Source organism: Corynebacterium sp. BD556 (assembly GCF_038452275.1).
Classification (GTDB): Bacteria; Actinomycetota; Actinomycetes; order Mycobacteriales; family Mycobacteriaceae; genus Corynebacterium; species Corynebacterium mayonis.
Map to the genome: position 1 here is coordinate 584,924 of NZ_CP141643.1, position 12,152 is coordinate 597,075.

Genomic DNA, 12,152 nt, shown 5'->3' on the forward strand with positions numbered 1-12,152 from the left:
TTAAGCAAAGGCTAAGCCTCGGGGTTTAGCCTTTGCTCAAGGCAGCGCCGCGTTTTCTTTGTGCCCTAGTCAACTTTCCTGACTGCACCTTTGTCGGCGCTGGTAGTCATCTTGGCATAGGCCCGCAACGCCTTGGAGACTGTGCGGTTACGGTTCGGGGTCCACGGCCGCTCGGAGGCGTTCATTGCTTGACGACGCCTCTCAATCTCATCTTCTGGAACATCGAGACGCAGCTCCCGGTTTGCCACCGAGATGCTGATGGTGTCGCCGTTTTCGATCAGTCCGATCAGTCCGCCGTGCGCGGCTTCGGGGGAGATGTGGCCGATAGACAGCCCCGAGGTGCCGCCGGAGAAACGTCCGTCGGTGATCAAGGCGCACTTTTTGCCCAGACCTGCGCCCTTGAGGAAGGACGTGGGGTGCAGCATTTCCTGCATACCGGGCCCGCCAGCGGGGCCTTCGTAGCGGATAACCACCACCTCGCCTTCCTGGACTTCGCGGGCCAAGATGGTGGAGACAGCCTGTTCCTGCGAGTCCACCACGCGGGCGGGTCCGGAGAACTCCCACAGGCCCTCCTCCACGCCCGCGGTTTTCAAAATTGCCCCATCAGGGGCGAGGTTGCCACGCAAAACAACCAAGCCACCGTCGGAGGTGAAGGGGTGTTCAACGTCGTGGATGACGCCGTTGGCTGCGTCGGTGTCAAGTTGTGACCAGCGCGCGGATTGGGAAAAAGCTTCCGTGGTCCGGCGTCCGCCGGGGGCGGCGTGGTAGAGCTCTATCGCTTCTTCGGTGGCGCTGCCGCCGCGGATGTCCCAATCAGCGAGCCAGGCGTCAAGGGTTGGGTAGGCCACCGAGTGGACGTCGGTATGCAGCAGTCCGGCACGGTTGAGCTCACCCAAAATGGCGGGAATCCCGCCAGCGCGGTGGACATCCTCAACGTGGGCGTTGCCATTGGGCGCGACTTTAGACAAGCAGGGAATGCGGTGCGAAAGCTCGTCGATATCGTCTAAGTCGAAGTCAATTTCTCCTTCTTGCGCGGCCGCGAGGATGTGCAAGATGGTGTTGGTGGATCCGCCCATCGCCATATCTAAAGCCATCGCGTTGCGGAAGGCCTTCTCGGAGGCGATACTGCGCGGGAGGACCGACTCGTCGCCCTCACCGTAGTAGCGCTGGCACAGCTCCACAATGGCCTCGCCGGCGCGGTCGAACAGGGCGCGGCGCGCGGTGTGGGTAGCCAAGGTGGTGCCGTTTCCGGGCAAGGATAGGCCAAGCGCCTCCGTCAGGCAGTTCATCGAGTTCGCTGTGAACATTCCGGAGCAGGAGCCGCAGGTCGGGCAGGCGTTGTTGGCAATCTCGTCGAGTTCAGCGTCGCTGACTCGCTCATCGGCGGACAGGGCGATCGCATCAACGAGATCCGACTTCGGCTTGGTAACTCCGTCGACGGCGATGGCTTTACCAGCTTCCATTGGGCCGCCGGAGACGAACACTGCTGGGATGTTCAAACGCAGCGCGGCGTTGAGCATGCCGGGGGTGATTTTGTCGCAGTTGGAGATGCACACCATCGCATCGACGGTGTGGGCGTTGACCATGTACTCGACCGAATCCGAAATGATCTCCCGTGAGGGAAGGGAGTAAAGCATGCCGGAGTGGCCCATCGCGATACCGTCATCAACGGCGATCGTGTTGAACTCTTTCGGGATTCCCCCCGCCGCGCGCACGGCCTCAGCGACGATGTCGCCGACGTTTTTGAGGTGAACGTGGCCTGGAACGAACTGGGTATAGGAGTTGACGATCGCCACGATCGGTTTGCCGAACTCGTTTTCCTTAGTGCCGGTGGCGAGCCACAGGGCGCGGGCGCCAGCCGCCTGGCGGCCAACTGTCGTCACACGGGAGCGAAGCGGGATCTTCATAGCTTAGTCCTTCCTATTTTCTGGCGTGTTTTCTGGCCTAGGCTCTGCTTTGTTGGGGCGCGGGCCGGGCAGATCCGGGTGCTCGACCAAGTATTGGTCGTATTCCTCGCGGGTGAGCAGGACTTTACGCCCGTGCCTGTCGATAATCTCGTATTTGCCGTCGGCGGCTTCCGCGGATCGGGTGATCACGTCGGTGATGCGGCCACGCGAGGCTGCGGAGAGTTCAGGGAGGGAATTAAACGTCACCCCTGGCATGAGGTGTTCGGTCCCGCCGGTGGTCGTGGCCAACGCGCGGGTGCCTTTGAAGGCGATGCCCGCGAAGTCCTCCCATGGGATCTCGTGGGTTTTTCTCGCCGGGTATTTCATCGTTATGCCGCGCTCGTCGACGCGGGTTGAGGCGGTAGATATCCAGGTAATCCAGGCGACGGGGACAAGGAGGATCCAGCCGAGCTTCAGCGGGGCCCAGGAAATGCCGATGAGGGCGATGCCTGTCATCAACACGATGGCGATGATGTGTTCGCGGCTGGGGCGAAACACCTTCGCCCCAGTAGTCGGCGTGTCAGTCATGCAAGACATGCTAGTAAACCCTACAGACACGCCGGTCGGAAGGGCTGTGGGCCCGAACTACTGGGCGGCGTCAGCCGGCGTCTCAACAGTTGGGGGCTGTGCGGGTTGCGGGGCGTTCGCTCGGCCAGCATCCGTTTGCGGGGCCGGAGGTGCCTGGGTGCTGTCGTTGTTCTGTGGTTCCTGTGGGTTGTCGGGCGTGGCGGGAGTAGAGCTTACTGTCCCGGTGGGGGACTGCTCGACGGTGGGCAAAGTTGACGTCGGGGCAGGGTAGGCCGTCGGCTTGGGGGCAGGCTGCGGGGCGGGGTTGTGAGTAGAGGTCACCGCTGGGCGTGGCGGCGGGGCGAGGACGCCACCTTTGCCTTCCGATCCTTCGGCGGGCCCTAAGGTGAGGCCGCGAATGATGAGCAACACGAGGAAAGCGCCGAGTAACACACCGGTGGACAGGCGCATGGTGCCGCCGAAAAGGGTGCGGGGGGCGAAGGTGCCGCTGGTGTCGTCGGAAAGCGAATCTGTCGCTGGGTCGTGTTCGGCCTCCGCGGCGCGTGTGGCTTCGCTGTTGTCGGAGCTTGCCCCCGGCGCGCCCTCGCCGGGGATGGGCAACAGTCGGGTGCTGTGCGGGCCGACAATGCCGGCGGCGGTTGCTTCCGGCAGCTCCGGCGCCAACACCTCGGTGGGGGCGTTAGCGGAGGGCGATGTCATTGCCCCAAGCACATGAGTGTGGTCGACGACGTGGTCGAGGCGGGTACCGGAGACAGTTGGGGCGGAGCCGTACTCCGACCAGAACTCGTCGAGGACCTGAATGCGGATGGCGCGCTCCACCATCCACTGGCTCAGTGGCTCGACGCGGATCAAAAAACGCATGTCCATTGTCCACGGCATCCCCACGGTGGTTGGTGGGTTGACCCCAACCGCCGGGTGGACATCTAGATCTCCTAAAAGGTTCTTTGCCACCTCCGGCTGGGCGATGGCGCGACGGGCCGCTCTTTCGGCGCGTTGAATTACCTCGGCGGTGTTTTGGGAACTAAGCAGCGGCACCGGGATAACTACCTTTGCTGAGGACCAGTAGTTGGAGTAGTTAATGCACACGCGCGCGGTGGAGTTCGGCACGGACACGGTCGCGTCCTCGAGGGTGCGGATGTAAGTCGAGCGCATGGTGATTTGGATGACGGTGCCCTCGACATCCGTTCCGGAGATGTCGAAAGAAACCCAGTCGCCTACGCCGTACTGCTTTTCCGTCAGGATGAAAAAACCGGCGAGGAAGTCTGCGATGATGCTTTGTGCGCCAAAACCGATGGCGGCGGAGACAACGGTGGCGGGGATGGCGGCGCCGGCGAGCGAAAACCCGACTTGCTGGAGGAAGAACACCAAAAGCAAGAAAAATGCGAGGATCTGCGCGATGTTGATGCCGACATTGGCGAGGGCGAGGTGGGTCTTACCTTCGTCGTTGTCCATGCTTTGGGTGATTTTCTTCTCCACGATCCGGTTTGCAAAACGTCCGGCTCTGGGGATGAGCAAGGCCAACAAAATGAGCAGGGCAAGGTTGATTCCCGTGTGGGCTAACCAGCGCCATAGTTCTTCAAAGATGTATCCGAAAGGCATAGTGAGTCCCAGATTAGACAGGGTTTGCCTGGGATTGCTGAAATAAAACTAAGGGTTTGAAGTGCGTTACATAGCTCTCTGTGTATGATGAGCAACATGATCATCTCGCGACTCGTACTAATTATTCCGATGCGGCGCTTGCCGTAGCGGACTGAAGTTGTACTCAGTCGCAACAACAAGCGCCCCCGAGCAGCACGCAAGTGAAGCTGCGCGGGGGATTTGTTTTTGGTCATCCGCCGTACACCACCCACAATGAAGGAGTTCTCACCCGTGGCTGCTGCTCACGCGCCTGCGAAACAGGTGGAGAAGGACAATAAGGACACCTCGGGCTCGGCCGAGCGCGCCCCCGAACGCATCTCGGGCGCCACCGCGGTCGTGCGCAGCCTGGAGGAAGCCGGAGTCGATATCGTCTTCGGGCTTCCTGGGGGTGCAGTCCTGCCGCTTTACGACGCCCTCTATAACGCCGAAAAACTCCGCCACGTCTTGGTGCGCCACGAACAGGGCGCCGGACACGCTGCGGAAGGTTATGCTCAGGCCACCGGGAAGGTCGGCGTTTGTGTCGCCACCTCCGGGCCGGGCGCGACCAACTTGGTTACCGCGCTTGCCGACGCCTACCTTGATTCTGTCCCAATTGTTGCGATTACCGGCCAGGTTGGCTCGCCGCTGATCGGCACTGATGCTTTCCAGGAAGCAGACATTCGAGGCGTGACCATGCCGGTGACTAAACACAACCTCATGGTTGGACGTGCTGAGGAGATCCCGCAGGCGATTGCGACTGCGCTGCACCTGGCGGCGACGGGACGGCCCGGCCCGGTGTTGGTGGACATCCCGAAGGATTTGCAGGCGGAGGAGATCGAGTTTTCCTGGCCGCCGGAGCTTGATCTGCCTGGCTACAAGCCGAACACCAAGCCGCACTCGCGCCAGATCATGCAGGCGGCGAAGTTAATTTCGGAGGCGAAGAAGCCGGTTCTTTATATCGGTGGCGGCGTGATTAAGGCGGAGGCGCACCGCGAGTTGCGTGAGTTCGCGGAGTTAACCGGCGTGCCCGTGGTGACCACCTTGATGGCGCTTGGTTCTTTCCCGCACCACCACCCGCTGTATATGGGTATGCCGGGTATGCACGGCTGCGTTCCGGCTGTGGGCGCGCTGCAGGAGTCTGACTTGCTCATCGCCGTCGGTGCGCGCTTCGATGATCGGGTCACCGGAGATGTCGAGACTTTTGCGCCTCACGCCAAGACTATTCACGCCGATATTGACCCGGCCGAGGTGGGAAAGATTCGTGAGGTTGATGTCCCGATCGTTGGCGATGCGAAGCGTGTTTTGGGCAAGCTTGCCGACGCCTTCCGGGATAAGGGCATTGAGGTGCCGTCGACAAGCGAATGGTTGAAGCGGCTGCGCGACCTCAAAGAGCGCTTCCCGCGGGGCTACGACCCGCAGTCCGATGGCAAGCTTGCGCCGCAATTTGTCATCGAGACGCTCTCGCGTGAGGTTGGCCCGGAGGCGATTTATGTCGCTGGGGTGGGCCAGCACCAGATGTGGTCGGCGCAGTTTATTGACTTCGAGCACCCGCGCACCTGGCTGAACTCCGGTGGCCTCGGGACGATGGGCTACGCGATCCCGGCGGCGATGGGTGCGAAGGCTGGTCGGCCCGACAAGGAAGTGTGGGCGATTGACGGCGATGGTTGTTTCCAAATGACCAACCAGGAAATCACTACCGCGGCACTGGAAGGCTTCCCAATTAAGATCGCGCTGATTAACAACGGCAATCTTGGCATGGTGCGCCAGTGGCAAACCCTGTTTTACGAAGGTAATTATTCGCACACGAAACTCGGCGGAGAGGTCTATGTGCCGGACTTTCTCAAGCTAGGGGAGGCCCTCGGCGCCGTGTCCTTCCGGGTGACGAAGGAAGAAGATGTCCTTCCCACCATTCAAAAGGCCCGGGAGATCAACGATCGGCCGGTGCTCATCGAGTTCATTGTTGGTGAGGACGCGCAGGTCTGGCCGATGGTCGCCGCAGGATCGAGCAACTCCGATATGCAGTACGCCTTGAACATCCGGCCGTTTTTCGATTTGGAGGAGTCCGCCGCTGAGACTCCCGAAGCCATCCATAACGCCAGCAAGGCGGTCCAGTCCGTGCAGGAGGAGAAGTAGAAATGAATAGGGACGAATCCACCCGTAACATCCTCTCCGTGCTGGTGCTTGACCTCGATGGCATCATCACACGAGTCACTGCGTTGTTTACCAGGCGCGGTTATAACCTCGTGTCGCTGGTGTCCGCGCAAACCGAAAACGAGGGCATTAACCGTTTGACTATTGTCGTTGATGCTTCGGAGTATCACATTGAGCAGATCACTAAGCAGCTTCACAAATTGATCCAGGTGCTGAAAGTTGTGCGCCTTGACGACGAGACGACGATCGCGCGTTCGCTCATGTTGGTCAAGGTGACGGCGGACAATTCCAATCGACCGCACGTTGTCGACGCGGCGAATATCTTTCGTGCCCGCGTGGTCGATGTTGCGCCTGAGTCGGTGGTGGTGGAGGCGACTGGTACGCCGGAGAAGTTGCGCGCTTTTCTTGACGTGATGGAAACCTTTGGAGTCAAAGAGCTTGTGCAGTCGGGGCAGGTGGCGCTAAACCGCGGCCCGAAAACTTTCGCACCTTCGAAGTAGTTTCTTTTCAAGTCGGTGCCCCGTTTATCCCACGGCACACCAAGCATGTGTCATAATGTGGAATCAGAGTCTCATATATTAGGAAAGGATCCAAGAATGGCCATTGATGTTTACTACGACGACGACGCGGACCTGTCGCTGATCCAGGGCAAGAAAGTTGCCGTCATCGGCTACGGCTCCCAGGGCCATGCCCACGCACAGAACCTCCGTGAGTCCGGCGTCGAGGTCGTCATCGGCCTGCGCGAAGGCTCCAAATCCGCCGAAAAAGCGGCAGAGGCAGGCTTCGAGGTCAAAAGCAACGCCGACGCCGCGAAGTGGGCCGACGTGATCATGCTGCTGACCCCGGATACCTCCCAAGCAGAGATCTTCACCCGCGACATTGAGCCGAACCTGAGCCCAGGCGACGCCCTGTTTTTCGGACATGGCCTGAACATCCATTTCAAACTGATCAAGCCCTCCGATGACATCACCGTCGCGATGGTCGCCCCGAAAGGCCCGGGGCACTTGGTGCGCCGCACCTTTGTCGACGGCAAGGGAGTCCCCGCCCTCATCGCTGTTGAGCAGGACCCGCAGGGCAACGGCAAGCAGCTCGCACTGTCCTACGCCGCCGCTATCGGTGGCGCCCGCGCCGGCGTCATCCCCACGACCTTCGAGGCGGAGACTGTCACCGATCTCTTTGGTGAGCAGGCTGTTTTGTGCGGTGGCATGGAGGACCTCATCATGAAGGGCTTTGAGGTGCTCACTGAGGCAGGCTACGAGCCGGAGATGGCTTATTTCGAGTGCCTGCACGAACTGAAGCTGATTGTCGATCTCATTTACGAGGGCGGCCTGGGCAACATGAACTACTCCGTGTCCGACACGGCTGAGTTCGGCGGTTACCTTTCCGGCCCGCGCGTCATCGACGAGGGTGCCAAGGAGCGCATGCGCGACATTTTGAAGGACATCCAATCCGGCGAGTTCACCAAGCGCCTCGTCGCCAACGTCGAAAATGGCAACAAGGAACTTGAGGGCCTACGCGCCGCAGTCGCCGCACACCCAATTGAGAAAACCGGGGCAAAGCTGCGCGACATGATGAGCTGGGTAAAAAACCCGCTCACCGACACCGCGCGCTAAAGCACTCCGGATAACCACAAGCTCCCCTTTCACCCCCAACGCAGCCGTGGAGTGAGGGGAGCTTTGGCATGTCAGGGAATTGTTTGCTCAGTTTCCGGCAGGAGGGGTCGAGATGCGCTCGGCCCCACCTTCTCAGCCGCGACGCTGGCGGCGTCGGTGCTGGCGGTGGCGAATTCGCCGTCCGTGTCGCCGCCAATGAGGCTCCACACGATCCAGGTGAGTAGCAAAAACCCCAGGATGCCCAATAGCCACTTCCACCAGCCGTTTTCGGAGTCGGGCGTAGAGATGGCGGTTGGGCTGTCCTCGGCGCCAGGAGCTGTTGCGGAGGGTGTGATCTGGTGGGAAAGGTTAACGGGTGCGGTGTCCGCGGCGTTATTCCAGACTTCTTGGTCTTTCGGGTGGGTCATGTTTCCTTCTTCTTGCCAGGTCAGGGGTAAAGCCGTTTGCGCGCACATAGTTGTGCTGTGTCCGACGCTAACAACTACTTCGCGGGTAGTGCATGGTGAGTTTTGTTGCTTTATTGCGTTCAGGCAGTGAAACTCCAGGGCAGGAGGGGCGGCTTCCTGTTGGCTTGCGTTTTCATTAGATTGCCAATAAGTGCGGTGGGGGCTACAGTCAGGATCATGTCGCACCGTCACATGCAGAAACATCACCACCAGCACAGCCACAGCCACGCGCCACCCTCAGCCGCGCCGATGCGCGCGCTCGTTGCGGCTTTGACAATTACCTCCACGGTCTTTTTCGCGGAACTCGTCGGTGGCTGGCTTACCGGCTCGGTGGCGTTGATGGCCGACGCCATGCACATGCTTTCCGACGCCGCCGGGCTCATCATCGCCGTTGTTGCCATTGCCATCGGGCGCCGGGCGTTTACCCGCCAGGCGACGTATGGCTACCGCCGCGTCGAGGTGCTTGCGGCCTTGGTCAACGCCGTGACTGTCCTTGTTGTCTCTGTGTGGATTGTCATCGAGGCGATCCATCGCCTAAGTTCCCCCGTGGAGATTTTGGCGGGCCCGATGATGATCATTGCGGTCATCGGTTTGGTAGCTAACGCGGCTTCCGCCTGGGTCTTGCACAGCCAGCGTGAGCACTCTGTCAATATGGAGGGCGCATTTCTTCATGTGCTGTCTGACATGCTGGGTTCCGTGGCGGTTCTGATCGCTGGCGCGGTGATCATGATCACCGGTTGGACCTACGCCGATGTGATTGCCTCTTTGATTATCGCCGCTTTGGTTCTGCCGCGTGCCTGGCAGCTTCTGAAGCACTGTCTCAGTGTCCTGCTTGAGCAGGTTCCCCCGAGTTTTGATGCGAGGGAGGTGGAGCCGGTGCTGCGCTCACTTGACGGTGTTACGGAGCTGCACGATCTTCACCTGTGGTCGCTCAACGGTACGGACGTGTTGGCTTCGGTTCATCTTGTGGTGCCTGAAACGCACGAGGCGACGAGCGTGATGTGTCGCGCGCAAGAGGCACTGCGGAGCATTAACATCAGCCATTCCACGATTCAGATTGAGCGCCCTGGGCACGTGAAGCATGAAGCTGCCGAGAATGTTTGTTGATCCTGGCTTAGAGTGAGCCGCATGGGGTTCACCACGCCGAGTTATTCTTTGTCCGACTTGTTTGCCCGCACCGAGCGCGGGGAATTGCAGGTGCCTGATTTCCAGCGTGATTACGTGTGGGATATCGACCGTGTGCGCACGCTGGTCACCTCGGTGCTGCGCGGCTATCCCATCGGTTCACTTCTCGCTTTGGACACACGCAACGTTGAGGTGCGTTTCAAATCGCGCGCCATCCACGGCCTGCCGGCGGCGGATGTGAGTCCGGGCCTTGTGCTTCTCGACGGCCAACAGCGCCTGACCTCCCTCTACCACGCCTTGTGCGGTGACGGTGTGGTGCCTGCCCGCGACTTTTTGGGCCGGGAGATTAAACGTCGCTTCTTTGTCGATGTGGTCAAGGCGTCCTCGGCCGACCCCATGCCGGTCGAGGCGGTTTTCCCCGTCGACGATCAGGGGCGGGTGGCTTCTCACTTCGGCCCGCAGATTCCTGGGGGAATCACCAGCCGCGAGGATATGGTCGCGGCTGGGGTGATGCCGGTGTCCGAGCTGCTGCGTCCGGAGAGTGTGGACTTGTTGTTCGACATGGTGGTGGCGGCCGAGGGTGAGGCCACGGGGCGTCGTGAAGCGGTCAAGGCCTTCCACTTTCGGGTGATGGGGCCGCTGCCTGCCTACACTGTGCCGGTGATTCGTGTGGATCGCACCACTTCACTGACCGGCATAGGGCAGATCTTCGCCCACGCGAACTCAGCGGGCGTGCAGATGGACGTTTTCGAGCTTCTCACCTCCCTTTTCGCCGTTCAGGATCCGGGGTTTTCCTTGGTGGGCAGTTGGGAGAAGGTAAAGAAGGGGCTGCGTGAATACCCGGTGCTCGACGGCATTGGCAGGATCGAGTTTCTGCGCGCCATGTCGCTGGTAGTCACCAGCCGCACTGGGGGTGCAGTCGGGCACCGCGGCGACATCCTCAACCTTAGCGTGGAGGATTACCAAGCCAGTGTCGACGAGCTGGGGCGCGCCTTCACCGCGGCAGCGCACTTCCTGCAAAAGCGCTGTTTCTTCTCCCGCGATCAGGTGCCGTATCCAGCGCAGATCGTCTCATTGGCTGCGATCCTTGCCCGTTTGGAGGAAAGTGGCCGCGACCTCGACCAGCGGGGCACTGACCGGCTCAACCAGTGGTTTTGGTGCGGAATGTTCGGTGAGCTCTATGGTGGTCTGGCCCCCACCATCCGTTCGGGCGGCGACGTCGACGAGGTCACCCCGTGGGTGCTGGGGCAGCGCGAAGAATGGCCGCGCTCCGTAGCCGACGCGCAGTTCGCCCAGTCCCGGCTTCTGACCGCGGACGCTACCAGCGGGGTTTTCCGTGGCATGTACGCGCTTCTCATGGGCCGTGGCGCCAGGGATTGGCGCACCGGACAAGAATTCACGGCGGCGGACTATCGCCGTCTTGAAGTGCGTTTCAACAAAATCTTCCCGGCGGCCTACTGTGAGATGCACAATGTTGCCCCTCTCCTTGCGGAGTCGGTGCTCAACCGCACACCGATGGGTATTCGCACCAAGATACTTATTGAAAGCAACAGTCCCAAACGCTACTTGCCCCGCCTGCAATCGAAGTCGATCATGGAAGACGCCGAGTTCGACGCGATGCTTGCCCAACACCACACCGACCCGGCTTTGCTGTTTGCCTCCGAGCATGAGGCTTTCTTCCGTGACCGGCTGCAGCGCTTCACGGAGATCATCGAATACTCGATGGGTAAGCAAGTCAGCCACGACCTCGACGGTAGCGAGGATACGATAGGGCTCTTAAGCGGTGCGCCAATGCAAGCGGATGCGACAAAGAGGCAGGGAAGCGATGAAGGCAAAGCTGCTCAACGGGCAGGTGAGACTGCGCAGGATGTGGCGGGTCACGGCGGGTAGCGTGGCTGTTATCGCGGTGGCCTGCGAGCTTGCCGCGTGCCAGAACACCACCGCCTCTGACCCGGTGGCGGAGGCGCGCACCGCCAACCAGTCGCGTCACGTCTCGGAACGCTTCGAGCCCCATCCGGTCGTCATTGATGACCCTTATGGTTTTCAAACAGCTCAACTTCTGTTTGACACTTCCGAGATTCTCGTGGTCTCCGATGAAACGCCGGAGGCCCAGTTGCGGGCGGCGTCGATAGCTGTCGTGGCGCATGCCCCGTTGCTTGTTCACACCCAAGACAACCACAATGAGGTTCTTGCCCATCTGCAGCGGATGAAGGTGTTGACTGTGCTTACCGTCGGCAATGTCGGGCTGGCGCAATCTACTGGAGTGGTACGCATTTTCCGTGATCCCGGTGGTTATCAAGCGCTGGGGGATATGACTACCTTAAGTTTTGCGGTCACGGAGGTTGATACCCCTGGTGAGGGTGCTGCGGCGGTGGCAGAGATGCGCTCGGTGGAGCCGACCTGGGTTAAGGCGACGTGGGCGGATCCGGTTGTGATGCCGAAGGCGGCGGCGCGTCCTTTTCCGGTACATTCGCGCCGGGATGCGGATATGGCGCCGGTGGTGGTGGCAACGCAACACAGCTCAATTGCGGCGATTGCGAACCTGCGCGGCTTCGGGGCGCGGATCAGAATGGTCGAGGAGACGGACCCGACGGAGTCCGTCGAAACTTTCAAGGCGATGGCCGGGTTGGCGGATTCGCCGTTGATTGCCTTGGGTGGGCAGTTTGGTTCTGCGGCACACTTGAGATCGCAAATTATCCGCGCTGAGGCATTTTATTAAGACCCTG

10 protein-coding genes are annotated in these 12,152 nt (G+C 60.6%); 6 read left to right on the forward strand and 4 right to left on the reverse strand.

From position 1 onward, the window contains the following. Positions 1 to 65 precede the first annotated feature (65 nt). From ilvD to VLL26_RS02785, 3 genes are read right to left on the reverse strand one after another with little or no spacing between them, the layout of a single operon-like run. Complete coding sequence (gene ilvD / locus VLL26_RS02775; RefSeq protein ID WP_342319600.1) at positions 66 to 1,907, reverse strand: dihydroxy-acid dehydratase; 1,842 nt, start codon at positions 1,905 to 1,907, stop codon at positions 66 to 68. 3 nt (positions 1,908 to 1,910) lie between these two features. Continuing rightward, the gene (locus tag VLL26_RS02780) at positions 1,911 to 2,474 is read right to left on the reverse strand and encodes a PH domain-containing protein (RefSeq protein WP_342319601.1); all 564 of its coding nucleotides are present in this window, start codon (positions 2,472 to 2,474) and stop codon (positions 1,911 to 1,913) included. Positions 2,475 to 2,531: 57 nt separating this feature from the next. Continuing rightward, positions 2,532 to 4,073: a mechanosensitive ion channel family protein gene (locus tag VLL26_RS02785; RefSeq protein ID WP_342319602.1), complete on the reverse strand. Its 1,542-nt coding sequence runs from the start codon at positions 4,071 to 4,073 to the stop codon at positions 2,532 to 2,534. 252 nt (positions 4,074 to 4,325) lie between these two features. On the opposite strand from VLL26_RS02785, the gene VLL26_RS02790 reads away from it, so the two are divergent. The 3 genes from VLL26_RS02790 to ilvC all read left to right on the forward strand — a co-directional run bounded on the left by VLL26_RS02790 (position 4,326) and on the right by ilvC (position 7,855). Continuing rightward, complete coding sequence (locus tag VLL26_RS02790) at positions 4,326 to 6,224, forward strand: acetolactate synthase large subunit (RefSeq protein ID WP_425292285.1); 1,899 nt, start codon at positions 4,326 to 4,328, stop codon at positions 6,222 to 6,224. 2 nt (positions 6,225 to 6,226) lie between these two features. Continuing rightward, positions 6,227 to 6,742 (forward strand): acetolactate synthase small subunit, encoded by a 516-nt coding sequence (ilvN, locus tag VLL26_RS02795; RefSeq protein WP_342319604.1) that lies wholly within the window; start codon positions 6,227 to 6,229, stop codon positions 6,740 to 6,742. A 96-nt stretch (positions 6,743 to 6,838) separates the two neighbouring features. Then, positions 6,839 to 7,855: a ketol-acid reductoisomerase gene (ilvC, locus tag VLL26_RS02800; RefSeq protein ID WP_342319605.1), complete on the forward strand. Its 1,017-nt coding sequence runs from the start codon at positions 6,839 to 6,841 to the stop codon at positions 7,853 to 7,855. Between the two features lie 71 nt (positions 7,856 to 7,926). Here the strand turns inward: ilvC and VLL26_RS02805 are convergent, their stop codons facing one another. Further along, positions 7,927 to 8,262 carry a hypothetical protein gene (locus VLL26_RS02805; protein WP_342319606.1) on the reverse strand — a complete coding sequence of 112 codons (336 nt, stop codon included), beginning with the start codon at positions 8,260 to 8,262 and terminating at the stop codon, positions 7,927 to 7,929. A 231-nt stretch (positions 8,263 to 8,493) separates the two neighbouring features. Here VLL26_RS02805 and VLL26_RS02810 point away from each other — a divergent pair, with 231 nt between their 5' ends. Genes VLL26_RS02810 through VLL26_RS02820 form a run of 3 tightly spaced genes read left to right on the forward strand, consistent with a single transcriptional unit; the run spans position 8,494 to position 12,145 of the window. After that, positions 8,494 to 9,408 carry a cation diffusion facilitator family transporter gene (locus VLL26_RS02810; RefSeq protein ID WP_425292296.1) on the forward strand — a complete coding sequence of 305 codons (915 nt, stop codon included), beginning with the start codon at positions 8,494 to 8,496 and terminating at the stop codon, positions 9,406 to 9,408. 21 nt (positions 9,409 to 9,429) lie between these two features. Continuing rightward, the gene (locus VLL26_RS02815) at positions 9,430 to 11,316 is read left to right on the forward strand and encodes a GmrSD restriction endonuclease domain-containing protein (RefSeq protein WP_342319608.1); all 1,887 of its coding nucleotides are present in this window, start codon (positions 9,430 to 9,432) and stop codon (positions 11,314 to 11,316) included. Beyond that, positions 11,252 to 12,145 carry a hypothetical protein gene (locus tag VLL26_RS02820; RefSeq protein WP_342319609.1) on the forward strand — a complete coding sequence of 298 codons (894 nt, stop codon included), beginning with the start codon at positions 11,252 to 11,254 and terminating at the stop codon, positions 12,143 to 12,145. Before VLL26_RS02815 ends, VLL26_RS02820 begins: the two co-directional genes overlap by 65 nt. Positions 12,146 to 12,152: the final 7 nt, after the last annotated feature.